We start from the raw sequence: 20893 nt of genomic DNA on the forward strand, positions 1-20893 counted from the left end.
CATAATCTCTTTGATTATTGTAGCATCAGGAAATCCAATTTCATAGAAAAATATTTAGTTGTAAAAAGAAAAATAAGTTTTGCATACAAGGCGGATATCTTGCTTACAAAACTTATTATACGAGGAGGGTAAGGTTGATTATCTGGCATTCTCCTACTACATGAGCTTTGCCAGTGCCTTTGACTCCGAGGACAAGCGTCACATGGGCAAGGAAGTGAAGAATCCGTTTGTTAAGGCAAACGACTGGGGCTGGCAGATTGATCCTGTAGGCCTCCGCTATACCCTGAACGTGCTGCAGGAGCGCTATGAGATGCCGCTGATGATTGTGGAGAACGGCATCGGCCTCCACGAGCATGAGGAAGCTGACGGCATCATCCATGACGATGCCCGCATCGAGTATTTTGCCAACCACATCACCGAGATGAAGAAGGCAGTAGAGCTGGACGGCGTGGCTCTGATGGGTTATTGTCCTTGGGGACCAATTGATATTGTCTCCGCCAGCACTGGCGAGATGGAAAAGCGTTATGGCTTTATCTACGTTGACAAGAACAACAAGGGCGAGGGTACCCTGAACCGCAAGCCGAAGAAGTCCTTCTACTGGTACAAGCGGGTAATCGAGACCAATGGCGAGAACCTTTCACGGGAGATTGAAATCGGCTGATGGGGCGTGCCCCTGCTGGCTGACAAAACTATATACTAGCCTCTTTGATGTTATTGCTATATAGAGGGAGAAGGCAGCCTGTACCTGCCTGTGGCACTGTGCCGCAGGTGGGGGGCTGCCTTTTCTGTTGGAGAAGCATGAGTTCTTCAAAGCAATATTTTTTAGAATAAGGATAAATATTTTGTCTATTCATTGCTTTATGGCATATATATGTCATATAATATGAGAGTAGCAAAAGACATAAATATGTTATGATTTTTTTATGATTTTAGCTGCTGGACGCTGGAATAATGTTTCAGATGAAGGGGGGATTTACTGAAACGTTATTTCAAGCCGTGCTGCAGGTATTGTAAAAGCTTTCCTGCTGATGGTAAAATAAAACCATAGAAGTTAGGTAAAAGCAATAACAAATGAGAGGTTAAAGGAGAGGTTATTTATGAAGAAGATTGTTTTGTTGTGTTCCGCAGGTATGTCCACTTCCATGCTGGTAAAGAAGATGAGAGCTGCTGCAGCTGAAGAGGGCTTTGAGTGCTCCATCGATGCATTCCCTATGAACGAGGCTGCTTCCAAGGCTGCTGATGCTGACGTTGTTCTGCTTGGCCCTCAGGTAAGCTTCAACCTGGGCAAGGTAAAGGAGCAGCTGCCTGGCAAGCCTGTTGATGCTATTGAGATGCGCATGTATGGCCGTCTGGATGGCAAGGGCGTGCTGGCTCTCGCCAAGAAGATGATGGGGCTGTAATTTTCATATCGGTTTCTTAACATATTCCCATATAAAAGGGCTGGGGCAGCTTGCTTCGGCCTTTTTACTTACAATTTTCCCCCTGATTCAGGCAATTTTTTTGTCCTATTTATGCGATCTTTTATTGCATAAAAAAATACCGTAGGAACTACGGAAATTAACGCCCACGGAGAGTGTGTAAGTCCTTTTGCCAAGGCAGAAGGCTGTTCTCGTAGAAGTGGGAATCTCCCTCCTCAAACGCTAAGCGTTAGGAGGGAGTAGTTCAACTCCCGTTTGTAAAGAAGATGGATAATAATATGGTTGAGGAAGAAAAGGAGGCTGCCTGACTTATGGCAAACGAGGCTGCTGTTATGAATGAAGAAATTGAGATGGGTGCTTTTCAGATTATTGCTGCGGTAGGTACGGCAAGAAGCTGCTACATTGAGGCGATTCATGCGGCAAAGGCACATGATTATGAGAAAGCTGAGAAGCTGATTGCCCAGGGTGATGAGTCCTTTAATCAGGGGCATGATGCCCATCTGGAGATGCTGGGCAAGGAGGCAGAGGGGGATTCTGTTGCCTGCCTGCTGATTATCCATGCGGAGGACCAGCTGATGAGTGCCGAGGGCTTCAAGCTGATTGCCCTGGAGCTGATTGATGTGTACAAGGAAATGGAAAAGCTTGCCAAGTAAAATTGTCGTGGCTAAGAGATTGTGATACAATTGGAATATACAAGTAACTAAGCACTGGGAGGATTTATTATGGCTTTACCAAAAGGTTTTTTGTGGGGCGGCGCGGTGGCTGCCCATCAGCTGGAGGGAGCCTGGAATGTGGGCGGCAAGGGGCCTAGCGTGGCTGATGTAATGACCGTAGGTGCGCCGGGCGTAGAGCGGGGCATTACGGACGGCATTATTGAGGGTGAAAATTATCCGAATCATGAGGCAATTGATTTTTATCATCGCTACAAGGAGGATATTGCCCTCTTGGCAGGCATGGGCTTCAAGTGCTTCCGTACCAGCATTGCCTGGACGCGGATTTTCCCTAATGGCGACGAGCTTGAGCCAAATGAGGAAGGCCTGAAATTCTACGATGACCTCTTTGACGAGATGCATAAATATGGCATGGAGCCGGTGGTAACCCTGTCCCATTTCGAGATTCCGCTGCACCTGGCCAACGAGTACGGCGGCTGGCGCAACCGCAAGATGATTGAGTTCTTTGTACGCTTTGCCAAGGTTTGTTTTGAGCGGTACAAGGACAAGGTCAAGTACTGGATGACCTTCAACGAAATCAATAATCAGCGCAACACGGAGAGCCCGTTTTTGACCTTTACCAATTCCGGCCTTTTGTACAAGGAAGGGGAGGACAGATATCAGGTTATGTACCAGGCGGCCCACTATGAGTTTGTGGCTTCCGCCATAGCAGTGATTGAGGGGCACAAAATCAATCCTGATTTCCAGATTGGCTGCATGATTGCTTTCTGCCCGACCTATCCGGCCTCTGCTGCTCCTCAGGATCAGATTGCGGCTCTGAAGGAGATGGACAGGACCTATGTGTTTGCTGATGTGCAGTGCCGGGGGCATTACCCTAGCTACATCCTGAAGGAGTGGGAGCGTTTCGGCACCGATATCAGGATGGAGCCTGAAGATTTGAAGATTATCCAGGAGGGCACGGTTGATTATATTGCCTTCTCCTACTATATGACCTTTACTACTGAGTACGATGAGTCCAATGTCCGCCATCTTGGCAGGGAGAAGAAGAATCCTTTCGTCAAGGCAAATGACTGGGGCTGGCAGATTGACCCGATAGGTCTCCGCTATGCCCTGAACCTCTTGCAGGAGCGTTATGAGCTGCCGCTGATGATTGTGGAGAACGGTATCGGCCTCCATGAGCATGAGGAAGCTGACGGCATGATTCACGATGATGCCCGCATTGAGTATTTTGCCAACCACATCACTGAGATGAAGAAGGCGGTGGAGCTGGACGGGGTAACCCTGATTGGCTACTGCCCATGGGGGCCTATTGACCTGGTATCTGCCGGTACCGGCGAGATGGAGAAGCGTTACGGCTTTATCTATGTGGACAAGAATAACAAGGGCGAGGGCACCCTGGCCAGGAAGCCGAAGAAGTCTTATTACTGGTACAAGAGGGTAATTGAGACAAATGGCGAGAATTTGTCCAAGGAGATTGATGTGCCGGTCTAAGGCATAGATGTTGATTGCCAAATAAAAGAGCACAGGCTTCACGAAGAACGTGTCGTGGAGCCTGTGCTCTTTTGCTAATTGTATATGATATGGTTCTTAATGCTCTTTGAACCATGCCTTCATGGTGTCAAAGATTTTCACCAGCGGTTCTTCTTCAATGATATATGGTACCATGGAGTACATATAGCTGAGGAACGGACGGGAGAATACCCCGCGCTCATAGGCAAACTGCTGGTAGCCTCTGAGGGTGTCAGGATTTTTGACCTCAATGCAGGCACAGCCACCCATGATGCGGATTTCCTGAATCCTTTCATCGGCAAAACCGGCAAGTTCCCGCCGGGAGATGGCATCAATGCGCTTGATTTTTGCCATGTAATCCTCACGCTCAAAGATTTCGATGCCCTTGAGGGCTACGGCACAGGCCAGGGCGTTGCCCATGAAGGTAGGGCCGTGCATGAGAGCCTTGCGGTCATCATCGCTGTAGAAAGCATCGTAGACCTTGTGGTTGGCAACGGTGGCGGCATGGCCGATATAGCCACCGGTAAGAGCCTTGCCCAGCACCAGGATATCAGGCAGCACCAGGTCGGCTACAAAGCGGTTGCCGGTGCGCCCGAAGCCTGTTGCCACCTCGTCAAATATCAGCAGCACATCGTACTGGCTGCACAGCTCCCGTGCCCTCTGCAGGAAAGAAACATCATACATCTGCATTCCCCCAGCCCCCTGCAAAAGAGGCTCCACAATGAAGCTGTTCAGCTGGTCATGGTACCTGGCAAAGGCCTCCTCCAGGGCAGGGATGGTGGTAGGGATATGGATGCAGCCAGCCTTCTGGTCAACGCCGTCCTTCTGCTCAAAGGCAAAGTGGTAATCTTCGTCATCGCCCACTTCCATAGCCTTGAAGGTATCACCGTGGTAGGCACGGTTCAAGGCCAGCACCAGAGTGCGTTTGTTGCCCTTGTTCACATGGTATTGAAGTGCCATCTTCAGGGAAACCTCTACAGCTACGCTGCCGGAGTCGGAAAAAAAGCAGTAATCAAGGTCTCCCGGCAGAAATTCCTGCAATTTGGCAGAAAGCTGCTGCACCGGCTCATGGGTAAGCCCTCCCAGCATCACATGGCAGAAATTGTCAGCCTGCTCCTTGATGGCTGCTGTCAGCTCCGGGTGCTTGTAGCCGTGAATCATGCACCACCAGGAGCTGACGGAGTCAATGAGCTTCTGATCCTTTGTGTAGAGATAGACACCCTCCGCATCCTCAATCTTGTAGGGCTCCTTCATGTTTTTCATCTGCTGGTATGGATACCAAATCATTTAATTCACCTCATTATAAAGATTTTTCAGTACATCAATATCTATGTGCAGGTCATTATCCCCCGGGGAGACCTTGGCCAATGTCGGCAGCCCTGTCATGTATTCGCACATGCGGATGTTGTCATCCTCCATGATATTGCCCGGATGGTAGTTGTTGAAGATAATTCCCTTTATCGTCAAATTGCGAGCCTTCATGTACTCTGCGGTCAGCACCACGCTGTTGATGGTGCCCAGGCCTGCATCGGCAATCAGCAGGCTGCTTAGGTTCAGTTCCTTGATAACATCCTCAAGCTGGATTTTGGCCTCGTCAAAGCAGATAGGGCAGAGGATGCCGCCGCTTCCCTCCATGGTGATGAAGTCATATTCCCCTACAAGCTTCTGGAAGCCCTCCTTCACCACAGGCATTTCCACCGGGTTACCCTCAATTCTGGAGGCCAGGTGAGGGGAATAGGCATTTTCATAGATGTAGGGGCACATGGTCTCCAAAGGCTGGGCAATGCCTGATGTATTCTTGACAAAAAGGGCATCTCCCGGTATGAGGCTGCCGTCAGGGCGGCGGTCATTGCCGCTCATGGCAGCCTTGTAATAGGCGGCAGATGCGCCGCTTTCCGCCAGCTTTTTGACAATCAGCCCTGTAACGTAGGTCTTGCCTATATCCGTGCCTGTGCCGGTGATGAAAATAGCCTTGCTCATGCTTCTGCCGCCTCCTGCTTTTGAACTTCCGTATCCTCTGCATCTGTGTCGGACATATCGTTCAATGCTGTTGTCTGATAAGGGGGTGTTACATCCCTGCCCATGCCCTGCAGCATGCTGCGGTCGCTGCGGATGGTGGCACATGCCACAGTGGTCAGCATGTTGCCGGTAATGGTGGCGGAGGCACCGGCCCGGAAAGCGGTTTCCCCGTCATTGGTCAGAAGCGCCCTGCCTGCCCCCAGGCGGATATTTGCCTCTGGATTGATGTAGCGGAAGAATGCCACCGTGCGGAGAATATCAGCTTCGCTCAATGATGGCAGGTGCTCAAGGGGCGTGCCGGGGATAGGCATCAGGGCGTTGAGGGGAATGGAGTCAATGCCCAGCTCTGCCAGGCTGACAGCCATATCCAGGCGGTCCTCCCATGTTTCGCCCATGCCGATAATGCCGCCGGAGCAGGCGCACATGCCCTCTGCCTTCACCAGCTTCAAGGTTTCAATCTTCATATCGTAGGTATGGGTGGTGCAGATATTGGGGAAATTCCTTTTGGATGTTTCAATATTATGATGATAGCTGGTGACACCTGCTTCATGGAGGCGGTGCAGCTGCTCCGCGTTCAGAAAGCCCATGGAGGCGCACAGCTCAATATTGCTTTCCTTGCTCATGGCGTTGTATGCCTCAATGGCGGCATCAAATTCCTCCCCTGACAGGGAGCGTCCTGCCGTCACAATGGAAAAGCGGTGCACGCCCTCTTTTTCGTGCAGCTTGGCTGCCGCTACAAATTCTTCTGTTGGCAGGAAAGGGTGAGGCTGGCAGTCAGTGTGGTTGTGGGCTGACTGGGCGCAGAACTTGCAGTTTTCCGGGCATTTGCCGCTGCGGCCGTTGATGATGGCGCATAAATCAACGTGGTCGCCTACGCAGGCGGCACGGATTTTGTCCGCCCCCTCGCATAGCTCCTGCAAATCGCAGGTCAGGAAAATGCTCAAATCATCCTGCCGGTTGATGCGCCGCCCGGCAATGATCTCCTCCGCCAGCTTCAGCATATCGCCCTTTATCGCAGTTGCATTGTTTTCAGTAGTCATGGGTAAAACTCCTTCGTAAACTTGATTTTTATTGTTAGTTTACATTTTAGTAGCCATTTTTTGTATTGTCAACCTATTTTCGATTTAAGTTGACACGGATGAATTTCAGTTTGTCGTAGTGAAGGTATGAGACTTCTGGAACATTAACGGATGAATTTTGTTAGTTTGTGGATTCTGTTCAGATTAAAATGGGCTGAGCGGGACAGCTACCCATAGAAAACACGCTCTCGCTCCTAGTTGTACCTAGCGGATGCTAAACTCACGCTTCGCCTGTGGCTCGCGTATCGTTAAGCACCGAGGTACAACAAAGGTTTTCTATGGGTACTGTCCTCACTCATCCCTTTCTTGTCTGAACAGATATAAACAAAATGACAGAACCACATACATTATTTGTTACCATAGTGCCCCATACAGCTTTACGAGCAAGCCTGAAAAGGGGGAGCTGGGAGGCTGACGAAACCTGATACTGCCAATATACTTGCAAGCATTTTGGCAGAACTTACATGTTGTATTTTTGTCATAAATATGGTACAATACATGTGTTGCAGGATATGCCTGCAGGGCGGACGCGGTATGAAAATACCGTTATCAATGATACGGAATGATGGTCGCTCTATAAATAAGGCGGTGGGTTCTGCCCAGCAGTTTTTCACCGCAGAGAGCGTGATAGCATGGCTATGTTATCTAAGGTACGATAAAAGTGTTCCCTGAAAAGGGAAGCGCCTGTGATAAGGCATTAGCTGAAGCAATACGCGCGCTTATACCGCTTATCACATTAGTTGTGGTAGCTGGTGTAGCGCTGTTGTGCAAGCTAACAATTACGGGCGAACTGGCTTTGATGCTTCTGCATTAAGATATAAGTCACATATCGGCCACATCTTTTAGTAGTTTTACTGCACGAAAAAAGCCATCCGTGCCAGGATGACTTCTTCGTAGATGTTGTGACCATCAGTGTTGCTGCACTGGTGTATGGTCGGATAATTTCCCCCAAAAACCTATAGCGGCGAACCATCGTTGTGGTTCGCTCTTTTTTTATGTTTTCATTTTACAGCATTTTTTTCATCAAGTCAACCTGCAAGAAAAAAGCACCAGCCTTATTGCCGCTGTTGAAGGCGGCAATAAGCTGGCGTGAGAAAAAAATATTATCATTCGTCTTATGCATTTATCTTTATCTTATATATATTATAGGACGTAGCAGGTCTGGTAGCAGTTCCTGTAGCAGTCTGATAGCATTTAGTGCTACGTGAAACCCCATAAATTGATGTTTTTAACCGTTGCTTTTTTCAGTCAGTTCCTGGTACATTTTCATCAAAGCTGCCACTGTTTCCGATGGGTTGTACCACTTAGACGGATGCTCCGGGGTAGGCTCCATAAAAAAGCCATAGGCTTCCATACTGCCGCCACCTGCTCCCCCTGAGTAATGCTGCACGTTTATACAACGGTTGACAGTAGCAGGTTTCGTCAGCCACTCCGCCCCCCTTTTCAGCTTTTTCGTGAAGTCAGATTAATTGCTGCAGTATCATACTGATTTAATGCAATTGGATTATTTTGTTGTATCTGTTCAGACAAAAGAGGGACAGGTGCGGCATGTACCCAAAGAAAACCTTGAGTGCAGCCTCGCTTCTTAGCGAGTGCGAGCGTAAGCGATGCAGGAGCTTAGAAGCGCGAGGCTGTGCTAAGAGCGAGAGCGAGTTTTCTATGGGTACTGCCGCTACCTGTCCATTTATAATGTCTGAACAGAGTCCACGAACTATCAAACCATTTTAGTCAGTATGTGCACGAAGTAACAAACCGGCACTACGACAAACTGAAATTTTTTTGTACATGTGAAATTGCCTGTTATAGCTTCAAGTGTTATAATGTACTTTGTATGCAATAGAACGGAATATGGCATGTATGGAGGGTTTTATTTTGTATAGTTCAGAAGATTACAAGGATATTGAAGCGAAGATTTTTGCGGGGGAACGGCTTACCCGCGAGGACGGGCTGCGGCTTTTGGCATGCCGGGATATTGCCTGGCTGGGCAGCATGGCGGACTATGTGCGCAAGAAAAAATGCGGCGATATTGTCTACTACAATGTGAACTGCCATGTAAATCTGACCAATATCTGCACATCCAAGTGCAAGTTCTGTGCCTTTGGCAAGGACAAGGACGCACCGGGGGCCTATGCCATGAGCGTGGAGGAAGCTGTGGCAAAGGTGAAGGAGGCCATGCAGGACCCGAATCTTGCCGGGCTGCATATAGTCAGCGGCCTGCACACGGACTGGACCTTTGAGGATTATCTAGAGAGGTTGCAGGCACTGCATGATGCTTTTCCTCACCTTTACCTGAAGGGCTTTACCGGGGTGGAAATCACCCATTTTGCCAAGATTTCCGGACTGACCGTAGAGGAAGTGCTGCTGAAGCTGAAGGCAGCCGGTTTGCAGGCCATAGCCGGTGGCGGTGCGGAAATCCTCAGTGACAGGGTGCGCGAAAGGCTCTGCCCCAACAAGGCCACGGCTGAGGAATGGCTGAATGTATCCCGGACTGCCCACAGGCTTGGCATCAAGACCAATGCCAGCATGCTCTACGGCCATATTGAGACCATGGAGGAAAGGATTGACCATCTCCTGAAGCTCCGGGATTTGCAGGATGAGACCGGCGGCATCCAGACCTTTATCTGTTTCCCGTTTTTGCCGAAGAACACGGAGCTGGGGGAGATGGTGGAGCAGACCTCCATGTGGGATGACCTGAGGATGATAGCCATTTCCAGGCTGATGCTGGACAACATCAGGAATATCAAGGCCTACTGGGTAATGCTGACCGTGCCGGTGGCGCAGGTGGCGCTGGGTTTCGGCGCCAACGATATGGACGGCACTATCCACAAGGAAACCATTCTTCACGATGCAGGTGCTACCAGCCCTACGGCTCTCAGCGAGGACAGGATTATCAGGATTATACGGGAGGCTGGCAGGATTCCTGCTTCCTGTGACTGCAACTTCAATATCATCAGGATGTTTACGGAAAAAGACCAGCAGGCCCAGGTAGCCCAGGCAGCACAGCAGTGACATTTTTGGGGCAGGGTGCCGGACAGGGGCAGTATTATTATCAGATAAAAGGTTTCGGGATAAAAGGTTTCTAGTTAAAAGGTTTTGAGGTAAGAGGTTTTATGGACAAGAAGACTATTGAGGCAGCCAGGGGCAGGGCAGAGCGGGGGGAGAGGCTTTCCCTGGAGGATGCGCTGGCTCTCTATGAGGATAACGATCTGTTGTTTTTGGCGGCCTGTGCGCGGAAGATGAAGGAGCGCAAAAGCGGCAAGAGCGTTTTTTATAATGTAAACAGGCATATCAATCTGACCAATATCTGCACATCGGGCTGCCCCCTGTGTGCCTTTCAGTGTGAGGAAGGGGACAAGCGGGGCTTTGTGCTGGAGACAGAGGATATAGCCAGGATATTGGAGGAAGCCAAAGGGGTGCGCAACCTGGGGGAAATCCACATTGTCAGTGCCCTGCATCCAACCAAGGACTTTGACTATTACCTGAATGTGGTAAAGCAGGTCAGGGCGGCACTGCCGGAGGCGGACATCAAGGCATTTACCCCGGTGGAAATCGTGCATTTCAGCCAGATGACCGGCAAATCCATCCGGGAGGTGCTGGAGATTTTGCAGGCGGCAGGTCTGTCCTCCCTGCCGGGAGGCGGCGCGGAAATCCTCAGTGACAGGGTGCGCCGGGAAATCTGCCCGAAAAAGGCCACCACGGCAGAGTGGATAGAGACCATCAAGACAGCCCATGCCCTTGGCATCCGCACCAACTGCACCATGATGTACGGCCATATTGAGACCATTGAGGAACGCTTGCAGCACCTGATTACCCTCCGGGACATTCAGGATGAGACAGGGGGCTTTCAGGCTTTCGTGTCATTCCCATTCCACCCTGCCAATACCCAGCTGGCTCATTTGCAGCGTGTCGGTTCCTGGGAAGATATGAAGATGATGGCACTGTCCCGGCTGATTCTTGACAATATCGATCATATCAAGGCCTTCTGGATTATGCTGACCATGCCGATTGCCCAGCTGGCCTTGGGCTTTGGGGCGGATGATCTGGACGGCACCATCGGCGAGGAAAAGATTATCCACGCAGCAGGGGCCAAGACCAATACAGGCATTACCAGAAGCAAGCTGCGGCAGCTGATCACAGAGGCCGGCTTCGTGCCGGTGGAGCGTGATACCTTCTATCACCCGGTAGAGGATGCAAACTTACCGGCAGAGAAAGCAAATTTAGATGATGCACGGTCAGATGATGCAAAGGCTGGCGGCAGGGAAGGAGCGGTGCAGTGATGAGTAACAGGCTGAATGAGCGTGAGGCAGAGGAGCTTTTGCTGCACGGAGACCCGGTGGAGCTGGGCCGCAGGGCTGACGCAGAGCGCAGGAAGCGGTTTGACGATACCGTGACATTTATTGTGGACAGGAACATCAACTACACCAATGTGTGTGTCAATGAGTGCCGTTTTTGCGCCTTTTTCCGCAGGAAGGAAAGCAGGGATGCCTACCTTCTGACCTACGATGAGATACTGGAAAAGGTACGGGAGACCGTGGAGGCCGGGGGCACCCAGGTGATGATCCAGGGGGGACTATACCCTGATCTGGGGCTGGAATACTATGAAAAGATGCTGAGCCTAATCAAGAGCAAGTACGATATTACCATTCATTCCTTTACGGCAACAGAAATCCAGCATTTTGCCCGTCAGGCAGGCATCTCTATTTTGGATTGCCTGAAAAGATTGCAGGCAGCAGGGCTGGACAGCCTGCCGGGGGGCGGTGCGGAAATACTGGTGGATGAAATCCGCCAGAAGGTCAGCCCCAAGAAAATCATGACCGAGGACTGGCTTCATGTAATGGAGTGCGCCCATTCCATCGGCATGGAGAGCACGGCAACCATGGTTATCGGGCTGGGTGAGACCATGGCGCAGCGGGTGGAGCACATGGAGAAAATCCGCCGCTTGCAGGACAGGACCGGGGGCTTTCGTGCCTTTATCACCTGGACTTTCCAGCCGGGCAACACGGAGCTGGGGGGAGAGAAGACCTCCGGCTGGGACTACATGCGCACCCTTGCCATGACCCGGCTCTACATGGACAACGTGGCTCACATCCAGGGCTCCTGGGTTACTCAGGGGGAGCGCATCGGCCAGCTGACTTTGGGATTCGGGGCAGATGACCTGGGCAGCATCATGCTGGAGGAAAACGTGGTCAGGGCAGCAGGCACGGCTTATGATATGTCCATCAAAAAGATGGCTGATTTAATCCGCGGAGCAGGAAAGAAGCCTGCCCAGCGTGACACGGAGTATAGGATTATCAGGAGATTTTAATCAATGAGCATTATAAAGAGTGATAATATTCCACAGGCGGAATATGGCATAGTGGGCGGTTCGGGCACTTTGTCCAGTGATTTTCCCATGAATGTCCGGGCGGAGGATGTAAAGGTGGAGGCAGATGGGCTGCATTTTGCCACCCCTTATGGGGAGAGCCCTGCCTTCCGGCTTTTTTCCGTGGGGGAAAAAAGGGTACTGACTGTGAAGATGCACGGCTGGCGCAGCGGCGTCACCCGGGCGGATGCCTCCCGGCAGGTATTCTGGGTGTTCCGCGCTGCCGGAGTAAAGCGGATTCTCTCCGAGGGCGGCGTTGGCACAGTCAACAGGCTGCTGGATATCCGTGATTTCATGATACCTGACGATTATCTGGATATGTCCATGCGGAAGGATGTCATGCTGGACGGGCGGTATCTTCTGGTAATGCGTGATGCCCTGTGCCCGGAGCTGAGGCAGGCACTGATAGATGCCACCCGGAAGCGGTTTACGGGCAGGATTTTTACCCGGGGCACCTATGCCGTAACAGACGGCAGGCACTTTGAGAGCCCGGCGGAGGTGGCAATGCTGAATGGCCATGCGGATATTGTGGGGCAGAGCCTGTGCCCGGAGGTTTATCTGGCACGGGAAATCGGTGCCTGCTATGCAGGGCTGTACTTCACTGTCAACTACGGGGAGGGCATCAAGGTCTGGTCCCATGAGGACATGTCCAATATCTTCTATGATGATGCGGCCATGATCGGGGACATCCTGCTGGAAACCATCCGCAATGTCTCGGCAGAGGACAAGCAGTGTGAATGCCTGTCCCTGCGGAAGGAAACCCTGCTGAAAGACGTATACAATAAAGAGTCCGACAAGGGATAACAAAAAGGATAATCAGCTGAATGGATAGCTGGCATGTAATTTGCGTAAAATGTAATTTTTATAGGGATAGCTTTTTTGAAAGGAAATGGTGCGAATATGTTGAAATGCGGCACGAAGGCGGGGATTTTTTATCTTAGCATGGGGCATTTTGCCGCAGATTTTTATAATAATTTTCTGCCGGTGCTGCTGCCGCTGATTATGGTGAAGCTGGATATGTCCCTGACCATGTGCGGCGTGCTGGTCATGGTACTGGCTTTTATGGCCAGCACCATTCAGCCCTTTGTGGGTTATGTGGTGGACAGGCACGACTGCGGCAGCTGGCTGGTGTGGGCGGTGCCCCTGTGCGGCCTTTTTATCTGCCTGGCAGGCTATGCCCCCAATCAGCCGGTATTGTTCCTGTTATGTGCCCTGATGGGGCTGATGGTGGCCATTATCCACCCGTTGGGCATTGCCCTTCTGGACAAGGTGGGCACGGCAAAATACCTGGGGCGGTACATGTCCTTTTACATCGTCAGCGGCAATGTGGGCTTTGCCATTGTGCCGGTGGTGGTGACGGCTTTCATTGAGTATTTTTCCCTGGAGCTTTTGCCCCTTCTGGCCATCCCCGGCTTTTTGCTGGGGGCGGCATACTATTTCAGCGGCATCTACTGTCTGCCCTCAGCCAACGCCAAGAAATCCCGGCTTGCCAGGGAGAATGGGCAGGACAGGGGGCAGAATATCAGCTTCCGGGAGATTGTCAGCAACAGGGCCGTGGTAATGCTGAATGCGGCACAGGCACTGCGCTGCTGGACCCATGTAGCGGTATCCACCTTTTTGCCCCTGGTGCTCCTGTCCCACGGCTATTCCAGCATGATGGCAGGCAGCCTTTTGGCGGTGTTCCTGCTGGGTTCCGCTGCCGGAGGCATCAGCGGCGGCGAGCTGGGGGACAGGTTCGGCCACAAGCGGCTGATTGTCACTTATCTGGCGGTGTCGGCACTGCCGATTTTATTTTTCTTTGAATATCCGGATGCCGGGATATGGACCATGCTGGCACTGTTCCTGGGGGGTGCCTGCTCCCACGGGACACAGCCCAGCTCCATTGTCTGGACCGGGCGGCTGATGCCCAAGTACATCGGTGTGGCTTCCGGCATGATGATGGGATTGTGCTTCGGCCTTGGCAGCGTAGGAGCGGCTATTACCGCGGCCCTGGGTGACTATGTGGGGCTGGAAACCGCCATGCTGCTCAGTGTCCTGCCTATGGCTGTGGCGGCAATTATTACGGCACTGACGCCTTATCCCAAAGTTGAAGGATAATGATGCGGAATGGGCAATAGCGCAATAACGCAATAACGCAATAACTCGATAATGCAATAATATAATAATGCAATAGCGTAATAGCTGGAGGAATGTGAGGAATCTTATGCTGGTAATCATCGAAAAGGCGATTTTGCATATCCTGGACTTTGCCGGGGGTACCCCGGTGCTGTCAGCCCAGGAGCTGGAGCTGGAACAGGGCACGCGGGAATTTCTGGTGAAGCATGTGGAAAAGACCATCGGCAGCCAGGATGCCAAGACGGGCAAATTTTACGAAAGCAGTGAGTTCAGCAGCCATCTGGCAGCTTATCAGGAGGGGCAGGCAAGCTTTGCGGAGTTTTCTCAGCAGGTAGCCAATGCCCTGTACCAGCCTCTCAGCCATGCAGAGGATATAGAGTGTGCAGATTTGTTTGTCTGCCAGATACGGGTTGACGATACCCCGCAGCTGGTGCTGTTCAAGTGTACCAACAATCATGGTTATGTGCATCAGGTCAACGTGGCGGAGGATGGCAGCGTGGTGACCGAGGTGATGAACAGCTACGGCCTGCTGCCCAATCTCAGCCAGCGCATGGAGGAGTTTGCCTACATCAACCTGGATACAAAGGAAGTGCTGATCAAGGCCAAGCGGTATTCCATTGACGGCAACAAGGTATTTGTCCTGCCGGAGCTTCTGCTGGAATGCGCCCAGTCCCCATCTCCCAACGAGACAATCAAGGAAATCAGCAAGGCTGTCAAGAAGGTCACGGAGGCCTACTGCCAGGATCAGGTGGAGGCGGCTGCTGCCGTCAAGAGCTACATTGCGGAAAACCTCCAGCCTGACGGACAGCTGGACCCACAGGAGGTGGGCATGGCGGTATTCAAGGACAATCCTTCCATGCAGGCTGACTACAGGCAGGAGATGGAAAACAGCGGTTTTGGGGAGCCGGTGGTGGTCAATCAGGAAGCAACCCTGAAAAAAATGCGCAAGCACAGGCTCAGTACCGATACGGGCATTGAGCTGGTGATACCTACGGAGTTTTTTGAGAATACGGAATTTGTGGAGTTTTACAAGGACGATGACGGCTTTATGTCCATCACTCTGAAAAACATCCAGAATATTACCAATAAGTAATAAGCCAGCTGCAAATAAGCCAGTTGCAATAAGCAAAGTTACCAAATATAAATACGTTATCAATACAAGTAAGGAGTCATGTTGTTAAATGTCATTTTCAGAGAGATTATTAGCCATTAAAGCCGAAGCCATGCAGGAAGCTGCACCTATGTTCAGGCACATCGATGAGATTGCCGAAGCCAATACCTTGAAGGTGCTGGATGCCATGCGGGAGTGCCAGGTGTCCGAGGCCCACTTCAACACAACCTCCGGCTATGCCTATGACGATATTGGCAGAACCAAGATTGAGGAGCTGTACGCCAAGGTCTTTGGGGCGGAGCGTGCCCTGGTGCGTACCAATTTCGTTTCCGGCACTCATGCTCTGGCTACGGTGCTTTTTGGCATCCTGCGGCCGGGGGATAAGCTGGTTTCCATTACCGATGCCCCTTATGACACCATGCAGACCGTTATCGGCTACGCCAATCCCAGCAAGGGCTCTTTGAAGGAGTTTGGCGTTCTCTACGACGAGCTGCCGATGATTGAGGGCAGGGTGGACATGGCTGGCATTGCCGGGAAGATTACCCCTGATACCAAGCTGGTGCTGATACAGCGTTCCCGGGGCTATTCCATGCGCAATCCCCTGACACTGGAGGAGATTCAGGCCATCTGCACAGAGGTGAAGAAGGCAAAGCCTGACTGCATCTGCTTCGTGGACAACTGCTACGGCGAGTTTGTGGACACCCGTGAGCCGGTGCAGGCAGGGGCAGATATCATGGCTGGCTCCCTGATCAAGAATCCTGGGGGCGGCGTGGCACTGACCGGCGGCTATATTGCAGGCCGGGCTGACCTGGTGGAGCTGGCATCCTACCGGCTGACTGCGCCGGGCATGGGGGATGAGCTGGGGGCATCCCTGGCCAACAACCGCATGATCTTCCAGGGCTTCTTCCTGGCACCTCATGTGGTGGCACAGGCCATAAAGGGTGCGGTCTTTGCTGCCTCCCTGTTTGCCAAGCTGGGCTACAAAACCCTGCCGCTGCCAACTGACATCCGGGGGGACATCATTCAGGCTATCCAGCTGGACACCCCGGAGAAGCTGATTGCCTTCTGCGGTGGTATTCAGAAGTATTCTCCGGTGGATTCCTTTGCGGCACCGGAGCCGTGGGATATGCCGGGCTATGCCGACCAGATTATCATGGCGGCAGGCACCTTCGTGCAGGGGGCTTCCATTGAGCTGAGTGCCGATGGCCCGTTGCGACCGCCATACAATGTGTATTTGCAGGGCGGCCTGACCTTCGAGCATGCCGTTCTGGGCATCATGGGGGCCGCCCAGGCAATAGAGGATTTGCAATAATATCCCATATTGCCATAGCATTTTATATCCCATGCTGTACAAGAAAAAGCTGTACCTTTGCAGGAGAATGAATCCGGCAGAAGTACAGCTTTTTGCTTGCATTTTTTCAGTTGTGTTGCCCTTTAGCCACCGGGGTTCCGGCGGCTATGCTGCCTGTGGCAGCAGGCGTGATTTTACATCTGGCGATAGATGCCGATAACCTTGCCCAGGACGGATACATCAGTCCCGTAGATTGGCTGCATGGAGTCGTTCTCAGGCTGGAGGCGGATGCGGTCATCTTCCTTGAAGAAACGCTTTACAGTAGCGCCCTCGCTGGTATCGTCGTTGACCATAGCCACTACAATGTCGCTGTTCTCAGCGGTATTCTGCTGGCGCACCATCAGGTAATCGCCATCGTTGATGCCTGCGTTAATCATGCTCTCGCCCTTTACCCGGAGCATGAAGCACTCGCTGCTGGTGCCCATGAGGTTCACAGGGAAAGCGAAGGTATCCTCGATATTCTCCTGTGCCAGGATAGGCATACCGGCAGTAACGGTGCCAACCAGCGGTACATTGACAGTGCGCTCCCAAGGCTTGTCCTCCAAAAGGTCAATTGCCCTAGGCTTGGTAGGGTCACGGCGGATCATGCCTGCTGCTTCCAGCTGGTTCAGGTAGCCATGTACGGTGGAGCTGGATTTCAGCCCTACTTCCTTGCCGATTTCACGAACGGAAGGCGGATAACCTTTCTTCATCAGCTGCTCCTTGATAACCTTGTAAATCTGCTCCATTCTCTTGTCTGCACAACGCTTGCGTCCCATAAACAAAACTTCCTTTCATTTTTTATTTTGATTTCACATTCGATGTAAATCTATTGTACCATATAAACGTTTGATTGTAAAGCGTTCTGCAAACAAAAGTGCCTCGGGTATGAAAAATTTTTTTGAAAAGGGGATTTATGAGCAAATATGTAAGATATTTGTTTGAACAATTGGCTTCAATACAGTATAATATAGAATAGTTACTGAATTAGTTAGCTGATTAATTGGTTAGTTAGTCAATTAGTTAGTAGTTAATAGTTAGTGTTGGATGTATCTGTGCTATTTTTATCTGTGTTATTTAAAACGGGAGATTTGTGCTATGGACTTAAAGGAATTTTTTGCAACATATCCAAAGGTGGCGCTGGGCTTTTCCGGCGGCGTTGATTCCTCCTATCTGCTCTATGCGGCAAAGAAGTGCGGGGCTGATATCAAGCCATACTATGTGAAGGGAAAGTTTCAGGCGGAATTTGAGCTGCAGGATGCCATGGAGGTGGCAAGGTTCGTGGGGGCGGATAACATGACAATCCTGCATGTGGAACCACTGGAGGATGAGCGTGTGGTGGCCAATGATGCCATGCGCTGCTACTACTGCAAGTGCAACGTGTTTGGCGCTATCAAGGAACAGGCGGCAAAGGATGGCTACGATGTCATCATCGATGGCACAAATGCCTCGGATGACCTGAACGACAGGGCAGGCTCCATTGCCCTGCGGGAGATGAAGGTGCTTTCCCCCCTGCGCATGTCCGGCATCACCAAGACCGCCATCAGGCTCCTGTCCAAGGAAGCCGGGCTGATGACCTGGGACAAGCCTGCCTATGCCTGCCTGGCTACCAGGATTCCTACCGGCATGCCGGTAACGGAGGAGCTTCTGGAAAAGGTGGAAAAGGCTGAAAGCGAGCTCATGTCCCTGGGGTATCGGGATTTCCGGGTACGTGTGCTGGGCAATGCCGCCAAGCTGCAGCTGAAGCCGGAGCAGATGGCAAAGCTGATGGGGGAAAGGTATCTGGTGCTGTATGTACTGGAGCAGTATTTTGATGAGGTTTACCTGGACTTAAAAGATCGCTGATAAAAAATACTGTTAATTTTACAGTGCCGTGAATAATAAGTACAGTTAATTGGCATATAATGAGTATATAAGGAATGTTTATATGAAAGATTTGCATGAAATGCTGCTAAAGGTAAGGCAGGGGGAGATTTCCCTGGCGGAGGCGGAAAGCTACCTGCGGCGAAAGCCCTTTGAGGATATGGGTTATGCCAAGGTGGACACCCACAGGCGTGTCAGGTCGGGCTTTCCCGAGGTAATTTTTGCCCAGGGCAAGGCGGATGAGCACCTGCTGGCGATCTTCCAGCGGATATTTGAGGACGAGGGGGAGGTCATGGCAACTCGTGCCTCTGAGCAGCAGTATGAGCTGATTGCTGCCAGGCTGCCGGAGGCAAGATATGACAAGCTGTCACGGATTATTACCTGTGTGCGGTCAGCCAGGCAGAAGCAGGGCTGTATCGCTGTCTGTACAGCAGGTACGGCAGATATTCCCGTGGCAGAGGAAGCGGCACAGGTGGCGGAGTATTTTGGCAACTACGTTGAACGTATTTATGATGTAGGTGTCAGCGGCATCCACCGCCTGCTGTCCAGGCTGGACATTATTCAGAAGGCCAACTGCGTGATTGCCGTTGCCGGTATGGAGGGGGCACTGGGCAGTGTCATAGCCGGGCTGGTGGATAAGCCGGTAATAGCCGTGCCCACCTCCATAGGCTATGGGGCCAATTTTCACGGGGTTTCGGCACTTCTTACCATGATAAATTCTTGTGCCAACGGCATAGCCACAGTAAACATTGATAACGGCTACGGGGCAGGCTATATTGCCGCCCAGATTAACAGGCTGGCAGCAGCTGAGGCGTGATTGGGGCGTGCCGGTATAGCTATCAATAATGCACAGGGCTGTGATTAGAAGAAGGGGGATATAATGAGCAGGATTTTGTATATTGATGCACCATTTGGCATCAGCGGTGATATGATGGCGGCTGCGCTTCTGGATTTGGGGGCAAGCTATGAGAAGGTGCAGGAGGTGCTTGCCAGTTTGCCGGTGAGGGGCTTTGCCACGGAAATTTCCCGGGTGAAGAAGGCAGGGCTTGATATGTGTGATTTTCTGGTAAAGCTTGATAAAGCGCACGAAAATCACGACCACGATATGGCGTATCTGCACGGCCATGACCACGAGCATCAGCATGACCATGACCACGAGCATCAGCATGACCATGAACATGAACATGAGCATGAACATGAGCACTACGGTCATGACCATCACCATGAGCACAGCCATGAACACATGCAGCATACTCATGACCACGAGCATGACCACGAACACCATCATCATCACCATCATGAGCACCGGGGCATGCCGGAAATCCGGGAGATTTTATCTGCCAGCAGCCTGAGCCCGGCAGCCAGAGCCACCGCCCTGAGGATATTTGACGTGCTGGCAGCAGCTGAGGCAAAGGCCCACGGCACGGATATTGACCTGGTGCATTTTCATGAGGTAGGGGCAGTGGACTCCATTGTGGATATTGTGGTCATTGCCGTCTGCCTGGAGGATTTGCGGCTGGATGGGGTTGTAGTGGGCAGCCTCACCGACGGCTGCGGCACCATCCGCTGCCAGCACGGCATTATGGCAGTGCCGGTGCCTGCCGTGACCAATATCGCCCTGCAGCATAACCTCAGGCTGAAAATCAGCCACATAGAGGGGGAGCTGGTGACGCCTACAGGGGCGGCAGTGGCGGCAGCTATCCGCACGTCGGGCAGGCTGCCGGATGAGTATCGGATTATTGCCTCCGGCATGGGAGCTGGCAAGAGGGAGTACAGCGTGCCCAGCTTCCTGCGGCTGCTGCTTTTGGATACAGATGCCGTCAAGGATGATGCCGGGCATGAGAACACGACAGGCAGGGGAGATACGGCAGGCATGGCTGGCGTGGCAGCCAAGGCAGACACGGTAGCCCGCCTGGAGACCAACATTGATGACAGCAATGGCGAGGCCCTGGGGCTGGTCATGGAGAAGCTCATGGCTGCCGGGGCACTGGATGCCTGGTTTACGCCTATTTACATGAAGAAAAACCGCCCTGCCTACATGCTTGGGGTTATCTGCCGCCCGGAGGATACCGGCAGCATGGAGGGGATTATCTTCCGGCATACCAGCAGCATCGGCATCCGCAGCCAGCTTTTCCAGCGGCACATTATGGAGAGGGAGCTGCAGGAGATCATGGTTGACGGCATTGCCGTTCAGGTCAAGCTGTGCCGCTATGGGGACATAGAGAAATGCTATCCGGAGTATAGAAGCATCAGGCTTTTGCAGGAAAGAAAGGGGCTGGACTACCTTTCTGCCTATGAATTAATAAGAATGTCCGCCATGAAGCAGAAAAATATGCTATAATGTGCTATACTATACAATTGGCATTATTGTGTGCTAGAATATATATTAGAATGTATAATTATAATTAATATTATT

General features: G+C 51.7%; 19 protein-coding genes. 14 read left to right on the forward strand and 5 right to left on the reverse strand.

Annotated elements, in window-relative coordinates; all coding sequences use genetic code 11:
• Window positions 1-79 precede the first annotated feature (79 nt).
• The 4 genes from FYJ84_RS11990 to FYJ84_RS12005 all read left to right on the forward strand — a co-directional run bounded on the left by FYJ84_RS11990 (window position 80) and on the right by FYJ84_RS12005 (window position 3580).
• Entirely contained in the window at window positions 80-661 is a 582-nt protein-coding gene (locus tag FYJ84_RS11990) for a family 1 glycosylhydrolase (protein ID WP_154407845.1), read from the forward strand.
• A gap of 436 nt (window positions 662-1097) precedes the next feature.
• Window positions 1098-1400, forward strand: a complete 303-nt coding sequence (locus FYJ84_RS11995; protein ID WP_154407846.1) for a PTS sugar transporter subunit IIB — start codon at window positions 1098-1100, stop codon at window positions 1398-1400.
• 329 nt (window positions 1401-1729) lie between these two features.
• Window positions 1730-2071 carry a PTS lactose/cellobiose transporter subunit IIA gene (locus FYJ84_RS12000; RefSeq protein ID WP_235901463.1) on the forward strand — a complete coding sequence of 114 codons (342 nt, stop codon included), beginning with the start codon at window positions 1730-1732 and terminating at the stop codon, window positions 2069-2071.
• A 69-nt stretch (window positions 2072-2140) separates the two neighbouring features.
• Entirely contained in the window at window positions 2141-3580 is a 1440-nt protein-coding gene (locus FYJ84_RS12005) for a 6-phospho-beta-glucosidase (protein ID WP_154407847.1), read from the forward strand.
• A 96-nt stretch (window positions 3581-3676) separates the two neighbouring features.
• Here the strand turns inward: FYJ84_RS12005 and bioA are convergent, their stop codons facing one another.
• The 4 genes from bioA to FYJ84_RS14845 form a co-directional block, all read right to left on the reverse strand.
• Window positions 3677-4885 (reverse strand): adenosylmethionine--8-amino-7-oxononanoate transaminase, encoded by a 1209-nt coding sequence (gene bioA, locus FYJ84_RS12010; RefSeq protein WP_154407848.1) that lies wholly within the window; start codon window positions 4883-4885, stop codon window positions 3677-3679.
• Entirely contained in the window at window positions 4886-5578 is a 693-nt protein-coding gene (gene bioD / locus FYJ84_RS12015; protein WP_154407849.1) for a dethiobiotin synthase, read from the reverse strand.
• A complete protein-coding gene (bioB, locus tag FYJ84_RS12020) occupies window positions 5575-6657 on the reverse strand; it encodes a biotin synthase BioB (RefSeq protein WP_154407850.1) in 1083 nt (360 codons plus the stop codon). The genes bioD and bioB overlap by 4 nt, the downstream gene beginning before the upstream one ends.
• A gap of 1267 nt (window positions 6658-7924) precedes the next feature.
• The gene (locus FYJ84_RS14845) at window positions 7925-8050 is read right to left on the reverse strand and encodes a hypothetical protein (RefSeq protein ID WP_268878738.1); all 126 of its coding nucleotides are present in this window, start codon (window positions 8048-8050) and stop codon (window positions 7925-7927) included.
• A gap of 518 nt (window positions 8051-8568) precedes the next feature.
• Between FYJ84_RS14845 and mqnE (FYJ84_RS12025) the strand changes: the two genes are divergently transcribed.
• The 7 genes from mqnE (FYJ84_RS12025) to FYJ84_RS12055 all read left to right on the forward strand — a co-directional run bounded on the left by mqnE (FYJ84_RS12025) (window position 8569) and on the right by FYJ84_RS12055 (window position 16596).
• Window positions 8569-9705 (forward strand): aminofutalosine synthase MqnE, encoded by a 1137-nt coding sequence (gene mqnE, locus FYJ84_RS12025; protein ID WP_235901464.1) that lies wholly within the window; start codon window positions 8569-8571, stop codon window positions 9703-9705.
• Window positions 9706-9806: 101 nt separating this feature from the next.
• Entirely contained in the window at window positions 9807-10973 is a 1167-nt protein-coding gene (mqnE, locus tag FYJ84_RS12030) for an aminofutalosine synthase MqnE (RefSeq protein ID WP_154407852.1), read from the forward strand.
• Window positions 10973-12001, forward strand: a complete 1029-nt coding sequence (gene mqnC / locus FYJ84_RS12035) for a cyclic dehypoxanthinyl futalosine synthase (protein ID WP_154407853.1) — start codon at window positions 10973-10975, stop codon at window positions 11999-12001. Before mqnE (FYJ84_RS12030) ends, mqnC begins: the two co-directional genes overlap by 1 nt.
• Before the next feature lie 3 nt (window positions 12002-12004).
• Window positions 12005-12862, forward strand: coding sequence for an MTAP family purine nucleoside phosphorylase (locus FYJ84_RS12040; RefSeq protein ID WP_154407854.1), 858 nt, complete (start codon window positions 12005-12007; stop codon window positions 12860-12862).
• 96 nt (window positions 12863-12958) lie between these two features.
• Window positions 12959-14155 carry an MFS transporter gene (locus tag FYJ84_RS12045; protein WP_205764242.1) on the forward strand — a complete coding sequence of 399 codons (1197 nt, stop codon included), beginning with the start codon at window positions 12959-12961 and terminating at the stop codon, window positions 14153-14155.
• Between the two features lie 106 nt (window positions 14156-14261).
• A complete protein-coding gene (locus FYJ84_RS12050; RefSeq protein WP_235901466.1) occupies window positions 14262-15266 on the forward strand; it encodes a nucleoid-associated protein in 1005 nt (334 codons plus the stop codon).
• A gap of 88 nt (window positions 15267-15354) precedes the next feature.
• A complete protein-coding gene (locus FYJ84_RS12055; protein WP_154407856.1) occupies window positions 15355-16596 on the forward strand; it encodes a methionine gamma-lyase family protein in 1242 nt (413 codons plus the stop codon).
• A gap of 173 nt (window positions 16597-16769) precedes the next feature.
• On the opposite strand, the gene lexA is transcribed toward FYJ84_RS12055, so the two are convergent.
• Window positions 16770-17393 carry a transcriptional repressor LexA gene (lexA, locus tag FYJ84_RS12060; RefSeq protein ID WP_154407857.1) on the reverse strand — a complete coding sequence of 208 codons (624 nt, stop codon included), beginning with the start codon at window positions 17391-17393 and terminating at the stop codon, window positions 16770-16772.
• A gap of 319 nt (window positions 17394-17712) precedes the next feature.
• Between lexA and larE the strand changes: the two genes are divergently transcribed.
• From larE to larC, 3 genes are all read left to right on the forward strand, one after another.
• Window positions 17713-18459 (forward strand): ATP-dependent sacrificial sulfur transferase LarE, encoded by a 747-nt coding sequence (gene larE, locus FYJ84_RS12065; RefSeq protein ID WP_154407858.1) that lies wholly within the window; start codon window positions 17713-17715, stop codon window positions 18457-18459.
• An 82-nt stretch (window positions 18460-18541) separates the two neighbouring features.
• On the forward strand, window positions 18542-19294 hold the full coding sequence (gene larB / locus FYJ84_RS12070; protein ID WP_154407859.1) for a nickel pincer cofactor biosynthesis protein LarB: 753 nt from the start codon (window positions 18542-18544) through the stop codon (window positions 19292-19294).
• A gap of 63 nt (window positions 19295-19357) precedes the next feature.
• Complete coding sequence (gene larC / locus FYJ84_RS12075) at window positions 19358-20818, forward strand: nickel pincer cofactor biosynthesis protein LarC (RefSeq protein WP_154407860.1); 1461 nt, start codon at window positions 19358-19360, stop codon at window positions 20816-20818.
• Window positions 20819-20893 lie beyond the last annotated feature (75 nt).

Origin of the sequence: Anaerovibrio slackiae (genome assembly GCF_009695585.1) — a bacterium.
GTDB classification, from domain to species: domain Bacteria; phylum Bacillota; class Negativicutes; order Selenomonadales; family Selenomonadaceae; genus Anaerovibrio; species Anaerovibrio slackiae.